Origin of the sequence: Streptomyces sp. NPDC048254 (genome assembly GCF_043201895.1) — a bacterium.
In the GTDB taxonomy this organism is placed as follows: Bacteria; Actinomycetota; Actinomycetes; order Streptomycetales; family Streptomycetaceae; genus Streptomyces.
The window spans coordinates 312,399-326,711 of record NZ_JBICZJ010000012.1 but is presented as its reverse complement, the minus strand read 5'-3'; the positions used below and the strand labels follow the sequence as shown (position 1 = coordinate 326,711).

12 protein-coding genes and 2 pseudogenes are annotated in these 14,313 nt (G+C 72.7%); 8 read left to right on the top strand and 6 right to left on the bottom strand.

Annotated features, from left to right (window positions below):
- Position 1: 1 nt before the first annotated feature.
- A pseudogene (locus ACGFZQ_RS32035) lies at positions 2 to 1,386 on the top strand (transposase).
- Positions 1,387 to 1,423: 37 nt separating this feature from the next.
- Here the strand turns inward: ACGFZQ_RS32035 and ACGFZQ_RS32030 are convergent.
- The gene (locus ACGFZQ_RS32030; protein WP_393843240.1) at positions 1,424 to 2,443 is read right to left on the bottom strand and encodes an aldo/keto reductase; all 1,020 of its coding nucleotides are present in this window, start codon (positions 2,441 to 2,443) and stop codon (positions 1,424 to 1,426) included.
- A gap of 147 nt (positions 2,444 to 2,590) precedes the next feature.
- Between ACGFZQ_RS32030 and ACGFZQ_RS32025 the strand changes: the two genes are divergently transcribed.
- Together ACGFZQ_RS32025 and ACGFZQ_RS32020 are read left to right on the top strand one after the other, a co-directional pair.
- Positions 2,591 to 3,166 (top strand): TetR/AcrR family transcriptional regulator, encoded by a 576-nt coding sequence (locus tag ACGFZQ_RS32025; RefSeq protein WP_351738487.1) that lies wholly within the window; start codon positions 2,591 to 2,593, stop codon positions 3,164 to 3,166.
- Positions 3,167 to 3,680: 514 nt separating this feature from the next.
- On the top strand, positions 3,681 to 3,854 hold the full coding sequence (locus ACGFZQ_RS32020; protein ID WP_393843239.1) for a hypothetical protein: 174 nt from the start codon (positions 3,681 to 3,683) through the stop codon (positions 3,852 to 3,854).
- A gap of 220 nt (positions 3,855 to 4,074) precedes the next feature.
- Here the strand turns inward: ACGFZQ_RS32020 and ACGFZQ_RS32015 are convergent, their stop codons facing one another.
- Positions 4,075 to 4,818: an alpha/beta hydrolase gene (locus tag ACGFZQ_RS32015; RefSeq protein ID WP_393843238.1), complete on the bottom strand. Its 744-nt coding sequence runs from the start codon at positions 4,816 to 4,818 to the stop codon at positions 4,075 to 4,077.
- A gap of 260 nt (positions 4,819 to 5,078) precedes the next feature.
- Complete coding sequence (locus ACGFZQ_RS32010) at positions 5,079 to 5,939, bottom strand: LLM class F420-dependent oxidoreductase (protein ID WP_393843237.1); 861 nt, start codon at positions 5,937 to 5,939, stop codon at positions 5,079 to 5,081.
- 109 nt (positions 5,940 to 6,048) lie between these two features.
- On the opposite strand from ACGFZQ_RS32010, the pseudogene ACGFZQ_RS32005 reads away from it, so the two are divergent.
- Positions 6,049 to 6,167, top strand: a pseudogene (locus tag ACGFZQ_RS32005) (right-handed parallel beta-helix repeat-containing protein); the annotation flags it as partial.
- A gap of 78 nt (positions 6,168 to 6,245) precedes the next feature.
- On the opposite strand, the gene ACGFZQ_RS32000 reads toward ACGFZQ_RS32005, so the two are convergent.
- The gene (locus ACGFZQ_RS32000; protein ID WP_393843236.1) at positions 6,246 to 7,307 is read right to left on the bottom strand and encodes a chitinase; all 1,062 of its coding nucleotides are present in this window, start codon (positions 7,305 to 7,307) and stop codon (positions 6,246 to 6,248) included.
- Between the two features lie 245 nt (positions 7,308 to 7,552).
- On the opposite strand from ACGFZQ_RS32000, the gene ACGFZQ_RS31995 reads away from it, so the two are divergent.
- Positions 7,553 to 8,593: an NlpC/P60 family protein gene (locus ACGFZQ_RS31995; protein WP_393843235.1), complete on the top strand. Its 1,041-nt coding sequence runs from the start codon at positions 7,553 to 7,555 to the stop codon at positions 8,591 to 8,593.
- 24 nt (positions 8,594 to 8,617) lie between these two features.
- On the opposite strand, the gene ACGFZQ_RS31990 is transcribed toward ACGFZQ_RS31995, so the two are convergent.
- On the bottom strand, positions 8,618 to 9,280 hold the full coding sequence (locus ACGFZQ_RS31990) for a response regulator transcription factor (protein WP_351696295.1): 663 nt from the start codon (positions 9,278 to 9,280) through the stop codon (positions 8,618 to 8,620).
- Positions 9,281 to 9,287: 7 nt separating this feature from the next.
- Positions 9,288 to 10,547, bottom strand: a complete 1,260-nt coding sequence (locus tag ACGFZQ_RS31985; RefSeq protein ID WP_393843234.1) for a sensor domain-containing protein — start codon at positions 10,545 to 10,547, stop codon at positions 9,288 to 9,290.
- 183 nt (positions 10,548 to 10,730) lie between these two features.
- Between ACGFZQ_RS31985 and ACGFZQ_RS31980 the strand changes: the two genes are divergently transcribed.
- The 3 genes from ACGFZQ_RS31980 to ACGFZQ_RS31970 are packed head-to-tail and all read left to right on the top strand — an operon-like array spanning position 10,731 to position 14,229.
- A complete protein-coding gene (locus ACGFZQ_RS31980; RefSeq protein ID WP_351696194.1) occupies positions 10,731 to 10,961 on the top strand; it encodes a hypothetical protein in 231 nt (76 codons plus the stop codon).
- Complete coding sequence (locus ACGFZQ_RS31975) at positions 10,958 to 11,707, top strand: ABC transporter ATP-binding protein (RefSeq protein WP_393843233.1); 750 nt, start codon at positions 10,958 to 10,960, stop codon at positions 11,705 to 11,707. Before ACGFZQ_RS31980 ends, ACGFZQ_RS31975 begins: the two co-directional genes overlap by 4 nt.
- Positions 11,708 to 11,712: 5 nt before the next feature.
- Positions 11,713 to 14,229, top strand: a complete 2,517-nt coding sequence (locus ACGFZQ_RS31970) for an FtsX-like permease family protein (protein ID WP_393843232.1) — start codon at positions 11,713 to 11,715, stop codon at positions 14,227 to 14,229.
- Positions 14,230 to 14,313: the final 84 nt, after the last annotated feature.

The following is a 14,313-nucleotide window of genomic DNA, read 5'->3' as shown; positions in this document are numbered from 1 at the left end:
GGTGGGTGGGCTGCGGGAGGTGGCGGCGCCGTTCGTGGCGCCCGGTCCGGCGGGCGTTACGATCCGTACCCGGCTCAAGGGTCTGACCGGCGAGGACGAGAAGGTGCTGGGCCTGGTCGGTGACCACCTCGGTCACTCGCCTCCCGTGATCTGAAGGCCAGGTGCGCGGCCGGACTGGACCACGACCCGTCTGCACGTCCTCGAAGGCCGGCTCCAGGCGGGGCGGGCCCACTGGCAGGCCGGTGTCGTGCACGTGGTGCGCGGCGGGAAGCGGCTGCTGACCACCCGCCACCACCTGAAGCAGGCGCAGTTGAGCGAGAAGGAGTGGCGCACACGGTGGCGGGCCGGGCGCCGCTTTCTCCAGGCCGACGGCGAGTCTGGCAAGCGGTACGGCAACGAGACCCTCCGCGTCACTCCCGGCGGCGAGGTCTCCCTCAAGCTCCCCGCGCCACTGGCGCACCTGGCCAACGCCCCGCACGGCCGGTACGTCCTGGCCGCGAAGGTGTCGTTCGCGCACCGGGGCGAACAGTGGGCCGACCGGATCACCGGCAACCGGGCCGTGGCCTACCGCGTCCACGAAGACACCGGCCGGGGCCGCTGGTATCTGACCGCCTCCTGGACCCTCCCCCCCGTCCAGACGATCCCCGCTGGCGACGGCCCGCGCGAACGGTCTGGTCGGTGTGGACACCGACGTCGACCACCTGGCCGCCTGGCGCCTGGCGCCTGGACGAACACGGGAACCCGGTCGGCGAACCACTCCGCTTCGGCTACGACCTCACCGGCACCGCTCAGCACCGCGACGCGCAGGCGAGGCACGCGCTGATCCGGCGCTGCACTGGGCCAAACGCCATCGTCTCGCGGTCGCCATCGAGGACCTCGACTTCACCGCCGAGACCACCCGGGAGAAACACGGCCGCAAGAAGCGGTTCCGGAAGCTGATCTCCGGTATGCCCGTCAGGGCTGCGGGCCCGGCTGGTGAGTATGGCGGCCGAACTCGGCATCCCCGTCATCGCCGTCGACCCCGCCTACACCTCCCGGTGGGGCGCCCAGCACTGGCAGAAACCCCTCACCAGCAACACCAGGAAGACCACCCGCCACGACGCAGCCGCCGTGGCGATCGGAAGGCGCGCCCTGGGGCACCCGATCCGGCGTCGGACGGCACCGCCCCGCACCCACCAGAGCGATGGGTGCGGGCATCGGACCGTCCAGGCCGTATCGGTGGCCCCGGGGCGTGAGGGACACCGCCCCCGCATCCCCGGACCACGGACACGATCCGCCGGCGCCGGACGCGCAGCGAAAGCGGTCGACCAGAACGCCCAACACCGTACGGGGCGTTCGGCTGAGCACGAATCCTGGCAACAGGACTCACTCCCGCTCAGTTTCTAGGAACGGTTCCGTGGTCATCGTGGTGCTCCTGGGAGAGTCAGCGGCGACGCAGAGCCGGGTCGAGCAGGGCGGGCGGGGTGTCGTACTTCTCGTGGGCGGCCAGGTCGGTGCCGGGGGCGACGATCGCGTCGATCGCGTCGAGGACGTCGGCGGAGAGCACGGTGTCGGCGGCGGCGAGCTGAGATTTCAGGTGGTCCTGGGTACGGGGGCCGATGAGGGCGCTGGTGACGGCGGGGTGCGCGGTGACGAAGCCGAGCGCGAGCTGGACCAGGGTCAGTCCGGCCTCCTCGGCGACGGCGGCGAGCCGTTCCACGGCGTCGAGCCGGGCCTGGTTGGCGGGCAGGGTGAGGTCGAAGCGGTCGGGAAGGATCCTGGACCGGCTGGTGGTGATGTCCCTGCCCCTGCGCACGGCGCCCGACAGCCAGCCCGAGGCCAGCGGGCTCCACGCCAGCACACCCATCCCGTACTCCTGCGTCACCGGCAGCACATGGGCCTCGATGCCGCGCTGGAGGAGGGAGTAGCTGGGCTGTTCGGTGACGTACCGGCTCACGTGGTGCTCGCGCGCCGCCCACTGGCCCTGCACGATCCGGTAGGCCGGGAAGGTCGAGGAGCCGAAGTAGCGGATCTTCCCCGCGCGTTGCAGATCGGTCAGCGCCGACAGGGTCTCCTCGTCACTCGTGGCCGGGTCCCAGCGGTGTATCTGATAGAGGTCCACATGGTCGACGCCGAGCCGGACCAGGCTGTTCTCCAGCTCGGTGACCAGCCACCGCCGTGAACCGCCGCGGTGATTGCGCTCGTCGCCCATCGGCATGCCCGCCTTCGTGGCCAGCACGAGGTCGTCGCGGCGGCCGGCGATCGCCTTGCCGACCATCTCCTCCGACTCGCCCTGCCCGTACATGTCGGCGGTGTCGATCAGGTTGATCCCGGCATCCAGGGCGGCGTCGACGAGCGCCGTCGCCTCCTCCTGCGTGGTGCGCCCGATCGCGCCGAAGTTCATCGCGCCGAGCGCGAGCGCGCTGACCTGCACACCGGTACGGCCCAAGGTGCGGTACTGCATGACGGAGTCTCCTCACATGAAGCAACATGACCTGCAGACAAACGGGACGATGTCCCGTTTCATGTCTTCGACGATACGGAACGCCGTCCCGTTTAGCAACGCCCCGATAGGGTGACGGCGGAGGGAGCACACGATGAGGAACGCACGATGAAGGACGAGGAGCAGGCGGTCCGGCCCCGCCGGGCGGACGCCCGGCGCAACGAGATGACCCTGCTGGAAGCGGCCGCTGCGGCGTTCGTCGCGTCGGGCGTGGAGGCACCGGTACGCGACATCGCGGCCCGGGCCGGGGTCGGCACGGCGACGATCTACCGGCACTTCCCGACCCGCGCGGACCTGATCATCGCCGTCTACCGGCACCAGGTGGAGGCCTGCGCCGAGGCCGGCCCGGCCCTGCTGGCCGACGCGCCGAGCCCGTACGAGGCGCTGCGCCGGTGGATCGACCTCTTCGTGGACTTCCTGGTCACCAAGCACGGCCTCGCCGCGGCCCTGCGCTCCGACCAGACGGGCTTCGACGCCCTCCACGCCTACTTCCTGGACCGCCTGGTCCCGGTCTGCACCCGGCTCCTCGACGCGGCGACCGAGTCCGGCGAGATCCACACCGACCTGGCCGCGATCGAGCTGATGCGCGGCGTCGGCAACCTCTGCATCGGCGCGGAGAACGACCCCGGCTACGACGCCCGCCGTCTCGTCGCCCTTCTCGTCACGGGGCTGGGCCGGACATAAGGTGCCGGGCATGACAGGCAGTTGCGGCGTCTGCGGCCGGCGGATCGAGAGCGGCGGCGGCACCGGCCGGACCGCGTCCTACTGCTCCCAGGCCTGCCGCCAGCGGGCCTACCGGGAACGGCGGCGGACGGGCGGCGTGCCACCGGCCAGGGAACTGCTCTCGGACCTCGGAGACCGGCTGGGGCGGGTACGGCTGGCACCCGGAACCGCGTTCCACGCGGACATGGAGAGCCTCAACACCCGCTTCGCACAGCTACGACGCCTAGCCCGGGAGGCGGGCGGGCGCCGGGCCCGGCGCCGGAGAACGCCACACCCCTCCGGAAAACGTCACGCCCGTCGCCGTGACGCTTTTCGAAGCCGAAGCCGAAGCCGAAGCCGAAGCCGGGTCGGGCTCGGGTGACGACTCCTTCACCGCCCTCGTCGAAGGCCACCGGCGCGAACTGCGCGTGCACTGACCGCCGAGGTCACCGACACCCTCACCCCGGAGAAGCTGAGCGCGGCGGGCGCCCCGGCGATGGACGAGGCGGCGGTGGCCGGTGGCCGCGCCCATCTGGACTCGCTGCGGATGACGAAGCGTTCCCCGCGGATCGCGGACATCGCGGCGCCGGCGACGTTCCTCGCCTCGGACGCCGGGGTCGCCCTCACGGGCACCTGGGTCAACGCGACTGCCGGGATGTTCCCCAGCTGACGCCGGCACCAGGGGTGGACGTGGTCCCGTCGGCAAGGTTCGTCCGGGCTGGGCAGCACCGTCCCCGACGTCGACGGCAGTGCGACGTCGGGGACGGATCGTCAGGATCGTCAGGTTCGTCAGGACCTGAACGGCGGCACCGGCCAGGGACTTCCCGTCGGCCTGCTGTCTGCCGACTGTCCGGCCATCACGGAGTCCTGATGATCGAGGAGGCCTGGCCTCACTTCAGGTGCCGGGCGAAGAACCGGGCCGCGGGGTCCCCCGCGAACTGCGGGACGCCGGTGTGTCCGCCCATGTTGGCGTGCAGTGTCTTCTCCTCGGAGCCGAAGGCGTCGAACAGCTCCAGGGACGCCTGCCGGTCGTTCCCTTCGTCGTCCCACTGCAGCAGGACGTGCAGCGGAATGGTGATCCGGCGGGCCTCCTCGAACATGGCGGCGGGCACGAGACTCCCGGCGAACAGAACGGCGGCCGAGATGCGCGGCTCGACCACCGCAAGCCGGATGCCGACGGAAATCACTCCCCCCGAATACCCGACCGGGCCGCCGATCTCGGGCAGCGACAGGAGGGCGTCCAGTGCGGCCTGCCATTCCGGGACCGACTTTTCGACGAGCGGGAGTACGACGGCGTCGATGATCTCGTCGCCGACCGGCTCGCCGGCCTCCATGGCCCGCCGCAGGTCGGCGCGGGCCTGCTCGGCGGCGGCCCAACGGGGACGGTCACCGCTCCCGGGGAGCTCGATGGTGGCCGCGGCGAAGCCGTCCGCCGCGGCTTGCCGGGCGCGCCCCGCCAGCCGGGGGTACATCTTGCGCAGGCCGAGCGGAGGGTGGCCGAGCAGGATCAGCGGCGCCGGTGCGGATGCGGATGCCGATGCGGGCGTCCACAGGATGCCGGGGATCTCGCCGCCGAGGGTGAATTCGCGTTCGAGGACGCCGTCGTCGAGGCGTTGTTCGGAAGTGAAGTGCATGGTCGTGCCTTTCGGGAGTACGCAGAACGGCGCTCCCGGACGACCTATCGCCCGACCGTGACTCCGGAGGAGAGCACCCATGTCAACAGTGTGTTCACGGGTACCACCTCCTCGTTCTCTCGCACGGCCACCGGAAAAGTAGCAGTGGTCGCCGTGGTCCGCCAACGGGTTTTCGCGACGCCGCGGCCGGATGCCACGACTCCATCGGCACGGCCGGAACGCGGCACCCCGCAGCGACGGCTCCGCCGCTTCCTCGTCCCTCAGCCTGCCAGCCCCAGCGCCTCCGCCAGTGCCCGGTACCCCGGCAACGGGTCGGTGTCCGCGGGGTGCAGCAGCTGGAGCGCCACGTGGTCGGCGCCCGCCTTCTGGTGGGCGCGGACGCCCTCCGCCACCCGGGCCGCGTCGCCGTTCAGGATCAGCGCGTCGAAGAGGCGGTCGCTGCCGCCGTCCGCGAAGTCGGTGTCGTCGAAGCCCAGGCGGCGGAGGTTGGCCAGGTAGTTGGACAGGTTCAGGTAGGCGCCGAGGGTGCCGTCGCCGACGGCTCGGGCCCGGGTGTGGTCCGTCTCCAGGACCACCTTCTGCTCGGGGGCCAGGATCGGTCCGGTGCCGAGGGTCTCGCGTGCCTGGCGGGTGTGGTCCGGGGTGACGAGGTAAGGGTGCGCGGCCGCCGTGCGGTCGGCGGCCAGGCGCAGTACCCGGGGGCCGAGGGCCGCCAGGGCGCGGCGCGCCACCGGGACGCCGGCCTCGTCGAGGACGTCCAGGTAGTCGTTCAGGGCCTGGTACGGCCGTACGAACTCCTTGGTCGCCTCCGGGTGACCCGCGCCGATGCCCAGCAGGAAGCGGTCCGTGTGACGCTCGGCGATACGGCGGTAGGAACGGGCCACCCGGTCGGCCGGGTTGGACCAGATGTTCACGATGCCGGTGGCGAGGACCAGTGTCTCGGTGGCGTCGAGCAGCCGCTCGACCTCGGCCAGGTCCGGATCGGTCACGTTGCCGAGCCAGAGCGTGCCGTAGCCCAGGCGTTCCAGCTCGACCGCCAGGCCGGGCCCGGTGTCCTCATGGCGCCACACGCCGATGGCGCCGAGCTGGATCTTGTCCGTCTTGTCCACAGTCTCGTTCATACCAGGCTCAACCGGCGGGCGGCGGCCGCCATTCCGATCGCCATCGAAATAACCCCCACCAGACCCCTCAGTGATCACATCTCTGGACTCCCCTTGCATACATGGCCCCCAGTTCTGGACCGGTACGAACGGCTCCCGGTGCTCCTCCTACGCGGGCGCCCTCGGCTGTCCTTCGCGTCGAGCGGCAAGCTGAACGTCACCTTCGGCGGCAGCGTCGTCAACCCGTAGGCCCCACCGCGGCCGACCGGGCGTCCACAGGGTGTGGACGCCCGGTCGGCACGGTCGGAGGAATCGACCGGACGGGGCCTACCGCCCCAGACCGGCGAAGCGCGCGAAGCGGGCGAAGGTGTGGCTGAAGTACCAGGGGTCCTGGGCGATTCCGGAGCAGGCGTTGGCGCCGCCGGTGCCGACGCAGTCGCCGTTGTCGCGCTGGAGGGCCCAGAAGGAGAGGGTGTCGATGCCCCGGGCGGCGGCCCAGCGCTCGACGTCCACGGCGTTCTGGGTGGTGAAGGTCTCCTCGGGGCCGTAGTCGTCGATGCCGGGCATCTCGGTGACGCCGACCATGCCCCACAGCTCCCTGGAGTTCTTGTGCGGGTAGAGGGCGGCGAGTTGGGCGTGCAGGCCGTCGGCCGCGGTCCTGGTGTCGGCGGCCATGTCGTGGGGGGCGCCGTCGTAGTAGTCGAAGGTCATGATGTTGACGACGTCCACGCGCGCGTGGTGGGCGACGGCGTTCTGGAGGACGGCCAGGCCGTTGGTCTCCAGGCCCTTGGTGGTGGTCGGCAGGGTGTAGGAGAACTGGAGCGGGTGGCCGGTGCGGTCGGCCCAGCGCTCGGCCTTGGCGATCGCCTGGTTGCGGCGGTCGATCCCCGCGGTGTCGGCGAGGGAGTCGGCCTCGATGTCGAGGTCGATGCGGGAGATGCCGTACGTCGTGACGAGCTTCTCGTAGACGCCGGCGATGGCGTCCACGTCGGTGCAGCTGTCGGCGAGTTCGGTGCCGGTGGTGTCGGCTGCGTAGCCGCCGAAGGAGGGGATGGCGTTGCCGCCGCGGGCCTGGAGGGTGGCGATGTCGGCGCCGAAGGACGCCGGGGAGATCGGCTGGGTGGAGTCGCCATTCCAGTCGGCGGTGCAGGAGCCCGCGGCGGGCGTCTGGAGGAAGGCCAGGGTGAGGTACTTGTTGCCGGACTCGGCGGCGAGCGCGGCCGGGCTCTGGCCGGTCCAGGCCTCGAAGTAGGGCGCCGCGACCCGCGCGGGCATGGGCTTCGCGGCGTGGTGCGGGGAGGCCTGCGCGGCGCCTGATCCGAAGGCAACGAGGGCGGTGGACAGGGCGGTTGCGGTCAGGGCGGCCTGCAGGGCACGAGTGCGTCTCATGGGCGCCCATATTTGGACTAGACCAATTAACTGTCAAGGTTCTTTACAATCAACGGCCCGACGCTCCGTGACCCGGCTGGCACAGAAGGCCAGTTGGCAACCGGTGGCCGGATTTTTTCCATGCGGAGATTTGAACTGAACATAAGAGAGTCATTAATGTCTGGGACTCGTACTACTAGTTGATCCATCGCTTGCTCCTTACTTGATCCGTAGCTCGACTCCTCGCTCGGAAGGAGATCGCCCCCGTGGCGTTCCACCGTCGTCCCAAGCAGCCGAGCCGTGCTCGGGTCACCGTGCTCACCACCGCCGCCGCTGCCGCCGTGGTCCTCTCCGCACAGGCGGCCGACGCCGCGCCCGGCGCGAAGCCGAGCAAGAGCGAGGTCAAGTCCAGGGTCGACAAGCTGTACGAGGAGGCCGAGCAGGCCACCGAGAAGTTCAACGGGGCCAAGGAGAAGCAGGAGAAGCTCCAGAAGCAGATATCCGCGCTGCAGGACTCGGTCGCGCGCGGTCAGGACGAGCTGAACGAACTGCGGGACGGCATCGGCTCCATGGCCACCGCCCAGTACCGCAGCGGCGGCCTCGACCCGTCCCTCCAGCTGTTCCTCTCCGCCGACCCGGACGACTACCTGGACAAGGCCTCCACCCTTGACCAGCTGAGCGGCCAGCAGGTCGAGACGCTGAAGAAGATCCAGGCCAAGCAGCGCGAGCTGGCGCAGGAGCGGGCGGAGGCCACCGGCAAGCTCAAGGACCTGGCCGCCACCCGCACCGAACTCGGCACCAAGAAGAAGGAAGTCCAGGCCAAGCTGGCCGAGGCGCAGAAGCTGCTCAACAGCCTCACCGCCGCCGAGAAGGCCGCGCTGACCGCCGAGCAGGACCGCGCCAGCCGTTCCTCCAGCGAGCGGGTGGACCTCGGCAACGACACCTCCGCCACCGGCCGGGCCGCGGCCGCCTTCGCCGCCGCCAAGACCAAGCTCGGCACGCCGTACGTCTACGGCGCCACCGGCCCGTCCTCCTTCGACTGCTCGGGCCTGACCTCCTGGGCCTACGCGCAGGCCGGGGTCTCCATCCCGCGTACCTCCGAGTCCCAGACGGGGATCGGCACCAGGATCTACTCGACGTCCGACCTCCAGGTCGGCGACCTGGTCTTCTTCTTCAACGACCTGCACCACGTGGGCCTGTACGCGGGCAACGGGCAGATCCTGCACGCCCCGCGCACCGGCACGGTCGTCCGCTACGAGTCGATGTCCACCATCGGCGGCCCGTTCATGTTCGGCGTCCGCGTCTGACCTGCCTCAAAGGCACCAGAAGCCTCAGCGGGATCTGACCCGGGCGTCCTCCAGGTAGTGCAGGACCGCCGCGACCCGGCGGTCCACCCGGTCGGCCGGGGACAGGTCGAGCTTGGCGAAGATGGACCGGATGTGCTTGTGGACGGCGCCGTCGGTGACGACGAGGCGTTCGGCGATCGCGGAGTTGCCGAGGCCCTCGGCCATCAGGGCGAGTACGTCGCGTTCGCGCGGGCTCAGCCGTTCCAGGCGGGTGTCCTGGCGGGAGCGGGTGAAGAGCTGGGCGACGACCTCGGGGTCGATCGCGGTGCCGCCGTCCGCCACCCGGTGCAGGGCGTCGAGGAACTCCTCGACCCGGCCCACCCGTTCCTTGAGCAGATAGCCGAGGCCGCCGACCCCTCCGGTGAGCAGCTGGGTGGCGAAGCTCTGCTCGACGTACGCCGACAGGACGAGCACGGCGAGGCCGGGGTGGCGGCGCCGGGCCTCGACGGCGGCGCGGATGCCTTCGTCGGTGTGGGTGGGCGGCATCCGGACGTCCAGGATGGCCACGTCCGGCCGGTGCGCGTCGATGGCGTCCAGCGCCTCGTCCGGCGTCCCGGCGGTGGCGGCCACCTCGACGCCCTCGGCCCGCAGCAGCAGGGCCAGGCCCTCCCGCAACAGCGGGTCGTCCTCGGCCATCACGATCCGCAGCACTCGGTCAGGTTCCACAGGGCAGTTCCACTTCCAGGGTGGTCGGGCCGCCTGCCGGGCTGGTCAGGCGGAGGGTGCCGTCGTGCGCCGCGACCCGGCGGCGGATGCCGGTCAGCCCGGAGCCGCCGGCCGAGTCGGCGCCGCCCCGGCCGTCGTCGGTGACGGTCAGGGTGAGCCGGCCGCCGCGGGCCCGGACGGCGACCGTGGCCCGGTCGGCGCCGCTGTGCTTGGCGACGTTGGTGAGGGCCTCGGCGACGACGAAGTAGGCGGTCGCCTCCACGGAGGCGGCACAGCGCTCGGGCGCGTCGACGTCGATCCGGCACGGCACCGGCGACTCGGCGGCCAGGCCGGACAGGGCGCCCGCAAGGCCCCGGTCGTCCAGCACCGGCGGCAGGATGCTCCGCGAGACCGTGCGCAGTTCGGCCAGCGCCTGTTCGGCGGCGGACTGGGCGCGCTCCAGGATCTCGTCGGCGCGGGACGGGTCCCGGGCCACCTGGCGGCGGGCGGCGCCGAGCAGCACGGTGACCGAGACCAGCCGGTTCTGCGTGCCGTCGTGCAACGCCCGCTCGATCCGGCGCAGTTCGGTGGCGTGCGCGTCGAGGGCGGCGGCGCGGGTGGCGGTGAGTTCGGCGACCCGGAGGGAGAGGTCCGTGTCGGGACCGGCGGCGAGCAGGCGCCGCCCGGGGTCCGCCTGGAGGCGCGCCGTGCCGGGGGTCAGGCCCAGGATGACGGCGGCCGACCCGATGCCGAGCATGCAGACGGCGAAGGCGTCCGCCCAGGAGTGCGCGACGCCGTAGCCGAAGGAGGTGGCGGTCAGGTTCTCGGGCATGAACCGCCAGTACAGCGGAAACAGCGTGTCCCGTACGGCGGAGAGCGGCAGCAGGACACCGAGCAGCCCCAGCAGCAGGCCGAGCGTGCCGTGCCGCAGCAGCCAGCGCAGTTCGCGCCGGGTGGTGGGGTCGGTGAGCGCGAGCCGCAGCCGGGTGGGCGGCGGTCCGGGGGCGATGACCTCGGGCCCGCGCCGGCCGAGCCGCGCCCGCTCCCGGCCGGCCAGGGCGTGCAGCGCGCGCAGCGCGAGCGGGGCCAGGAGCATGCCCACACCCAGCGGCGCGGTCACGGCCGTCACCGCGAGCAGGAGCAGCAGGCCGAACGCCGGGGCGGCCGTGCCGAGTCCGCCGGCGAGTTCGGCGACCGCACCGCCCGCCGCGCGCAGCGTCCGCCCGGCGAGGACCCTGACACCCTCCGCCCGCACACTGGTGACAGCCATCGCGCTCCTTCCTCCGACGTCAGGAACCCTAGGGCGTACGGCGGTTGGCCGGGCCCGTGCGGACCGGAAAGTAGCGCCTGCTGTACCTCGAACCAGGCGGTCCACGGGATCGGCCGAGGGTGGTCACGGTCCGTAGCGTCGGTACCCGTAACGCAGGACGTCAGCCCCCAGCCGGAGGTTCCCGTGGCCAGCACCGACCCCTATCGCCTCACCAGCCCGCCCCCTGTCGACCGGCCGGGCGGCGGCGCGGACCTCGTCCGCGTGCTGCTGTGGTCCCTCCTCGTCCTCAGCGCGGGCGCCAACATGGCCACCTCGTACGGCGGTGTGCCCGTCTGGTCGCACGTGGCCTGCGGTGTGGTGACCCTGCTCAGCGCGGGCATCCTGGTGGCGCGCCGGCTGCGGGGGCGTCGATGAACACGGCCACCGTGGAGACCGCCCGCCGGGCCCCCGCCATCGCACTGACGGGCGTGGGCAAGACGTACCCGGGCGGGGTGCGGGCCCTGGACGAGGTGTCGCTCATCGTGGAGCACGGCACCTTCCTGGCCGTGATGGGCCCCTCCGGGTCCGGCAAGAGCACGCTGATGCACTGCGCGGCCGGACTGGACTCGCCGACCTCGGGCAGCGTCCGTATCGACGGCCGGGAGATCTCCGGGCTGAACGAGACCAAGCGCACCGAACTGCGCCGGGAGCGCGTCGGTTTCGTCTTCCAGGCCTACAACCTGATCCCGTCCCTCTCCGTCGAGGACAACATCACGCTGCCGCTGCGGCTGGCCGGCCGCCGTCCCGACCGGGACTGGATCCGCACCTTGACCGAACGGGTCGGGCTCGCCGACCGGCTCCACCACCGCCCCGCCGAACTCTCCGGCGGCCAGCAGCAACGGGCCGCACTGGTACGGGCGTTGGCCGCGCGCCCCGCGGTGGTGTTCGCCGACGAGCCGACCGGCGCGCTCGACCTGCGCAGCGCCCACCAGGTGCTCGACCTGCTCCGGACCCTCGTCGACGACCTCGGCCAGACCGTCGTCATGGTCACCCACGACCCGGCCGCCGCCGCCCGCGCGCACACGGCGCTGGTGATGGCCGACGGCCGGGTGGTCGAGGCCATGGACAATCCGACGGCCTCCCAACTGGCGATCCAACTGGCCGCGTTGGGCGAGAGGTGAGCGCCGTGCTGCACTTCGCCCTGCGGATGGCCGCCCACCGGTTCGCCTCGCTGCTCGCCGTGGCCTGCGCGGTCCTGGGCGGCGCGGCCCTGATCACCGCCACGGGTGTGCTGGCGGAGTCCGGCCTGCGCTCCCAGCTGCCGCCCGGCCGGCTCGGCGGCGCGGACGTCGTGGTCGCCGCCGACCAGGAGTACCACGTCCCCGGCGACCTCCCGATCGCCCTGCCGGAACGCGCCACGGTCCCGGCCGCACTCACCGACCGCCTGGCGAAGCTGCCCGGCGTGACGGCCGCGGTCGGCGACCTCGGCTTCCCGGCCGCCGTGACGGACCCGCACGGCCGTCTCGTCCCGGTCGCCGGCGAGGACCCGGCGACGGCGGGCCACGGCTGGTCCTCGACGAAGCTGCTCGCCGGGCCGCGCGTCGAGGGCCGTGCCCCGGCGACCCCCGCCGAGGTGGCGGTGGCGGCCTCCACCGGCCTGGCCGTCGGCGACGAGGTCCGCGTCACCGCCGGCGGCGCCACCGCGACCGCCTACCGCGTCTCGGCCCTGGTCCACGCCCCGGACGCGGGCCTCTACTTCACGGACGGCAGGGCGGCACAACTGGCCGACCGCGCCCGGCGGGACACCGTCGACCTGATCGGCCTCCGCACCCGCCCCGGGACCGCGGAGCAGGTCGCCTCGGCGGCGCGCGAAGCCGTCTCCGGCACCGGCCTGAAGGTCCTCACCGGAGCCGACCGCGGGACGGCCGCGGCCCCCGGCATCGGCTCCGCCCGCTCCCTGCTGATCCTCCTGTCCGGCTCCCTCGGCGGGATCGTCCTGCTGATCACCGGGTTCGTCACCGCGGGCGCGCTGGGCGTGGCGATCGCCGGCCAGCGCCGGGACCTGGCGCTGATGCGGGCCGTCGGGGCGACGCCGCGGCAGATCCGCCGGCTGGCCGCCGCCCAGTCGACGACGGTGACGGCCGTGGCCCTGGTCCCCGGCATCGCCCTCGGCTATCTCCTCGCCGCCCGCTTCCGCACGCTCCTCGTCCACCGGGACGTGCTGCCGGCCGGACTCCCCCTCACGTTCAGCCCGTTCCCGGCCCTGGCGGCGGTCGTCCTCCTCGTCACGGTCGTCCGGGTCGCCGCCCGCTGCGCGGCCTGGCGGACCTCGAAGATGCCGGCCACCGAGGCGGTTGCCGAGTCCCGCAGCGAGCCCCGCACCCCGTCCAGGTCCCGTACGGTCACGGGCCTGTCGCTGATGGCCGTCTCCTGCGTCCTGTCCGTCACCCCGCTGCTGCAACGCACCCCGATCGGTGCCTCCGCGACCTCCATCGCGGGCATCGTCGCCGCGATCGGCCTGGCGCTGGCGGGCCCCGCGCTGGTCCGGACGGCGGGCGAGGCGGTCGTACGACGACTGCGTCCCGGGGTGTCCGCGCCGACCTGGCTGGCCCTGTCCAACGTACGGGCGTACGCGCAGCGGGTCACCGGGGTGATCAGCCCGCTGGCCATGGCGGTCGTGTTCGTGCTGACGTACACGCTCGCGCAGACCACGGTGCTGGCCGCGACCTCGGACGACACCCGTACCGGGACGCTGGGCCAGTACCGCCTCGGCGCCCCCGCGCTGGGCGGGCTGCCGGCCGACACGCTCGCCGCCGTACGACGGCTCCCGGGCGTCGAGGCCGCGGCACCCGTCGGCACGACCACCGTGGTCTGGCCGTACCGTCAGTTCGACGACCCCCAGACCGAGTCCGCCTCGGCGCTGATCCTGGCCCCGGCCGCGAAGGACGTCCTCGACCTGGGGGTGACGCGGGGCAGCCTGAGCGGTCTGACCGGTGCGACGGTGGCCGTCAGCAGCGAGGTGGCGGGCCCGCGCGGCGCCGAACCGGGCGCCCGTATCAAGCTGTTCCTCGGGGACGGCGCGCCCGTCGAGGCGAAGGTGGTGGCCGTGTACGACCGCGGGCTCGGCTTCGGCCCGATCGTCCTCTCCCACGACCTGGCCGCCGGGCACACCACGAACGGCCTCGACCAGAGCGCGCTGGTCCGCACGGACGGCTCCGCCGGGGCCGACCGCGCGCTGACCGCCCTCGCCGCCGCCCGTCCCGGCCTCGCCCTGTCGGACACGGCCCCGCGGGCGGGTGCGGACACCCCGCCCGAGGTGTGGGTGAACCTGGCCGTCATCGTCGTCCTGCTCGGCTATCTGCTGCTCAGCATCGCCAACCGGCTGGTCGCGGCGACCGCCCAGCGCCGCACGGAGATCGCCGCGCTGCGGCTGGTCGGTACGACGCCGAGGCAGATCCTGGCGATGATGCGCCGGGAGGCCGGTGTGATCGCGGTGACGGCACTGGCGGCCGGCCTCGCCCTGTCCGCGGTGCCGCTGGCGCTGCTGGGCCAGGCCTTCCTGCACCGCCCGTGGCCGGCGGGCCCGGTGTGGCTGCTGCCGGCGGCAACGGTGACGGTGATCCTCACGTCGTACGTCACGATCGAACTGCCGACGCGACGAGCCCTGCGGGTGCCTCCGGCGGAGGCTGTCCGAGCCCCGTGAGGGGCGCGGGGAACTGCGCGCTCAGCCACGACGATGCCGCACGTCGTCGTCTGCCGGTCCGTCGTGGCTTGTCGCGCCCACGCG

Excerpts from the sequence above, each read along its gene's own strand:
- ACGFZQ_RS31975 (WP_393843233.1), top strand. The coding sequence starts at position 10,958 with ATGAACACGGCCACCGTGGAGACCGCCCGCCGGGCCCCCGCCATCGCA.
- ACGFZQ_RS32000 (WP_393843236.1), bottom strand. The coding sequence starts at position 7,307 with ATGAGACGCACTCGTGCCCTGCAGGCCGCCCTGACCGCAACCGCCCTG.
- ACGFZQ_RS32015 (WP_393843238.1), bottom strand. The coding sequence starts at position 4,818 with ATGCACTTCACTTCCGAACAACGCCTCGACGACGGCGTCCTCGAACGC.
- ACGFZQ_RS32025 (WP_351738487.1), top strand. The coding sequence starts at position 2,591 with ATGAAGGACGAGGAGCAGGCGGTCCGGCCCCGCCGGGCGGACGCCCGG.
- ACGFZQ_RS32010 (WP_393843237.1), bottom strand. The coding sequence starts at position 5,939 with ATGAACGAGACTGTGGACAAGACGGACAAGATCCAGCTCGGCGCCATC.
- ACGFZQ_RS32020 (WP_393843239.1), top strand. The coding sequence starts at position 3,681 with ATGGACGAGGCGGCGGTGGCCGGTGGCCGCGCCCATCTGGACTCGCTG.
- ACGFZQ_RS32030 (WP_393843240.1), bottom strand. The coding sequence starts at position 2,443 with ATGCAGTACCGCACCTTGGGCCGTACCGGTGTGCAGGTCAGCGCGCTC.
- ACGFZQ_RS31985 (WP_393843234.1), bottom strand. The coding sequence starts at position 10,547 with ATGGCTGTCACCAGTGTGCGGGCGGAGGGTGTCAGGGTCCTCGCCGGG.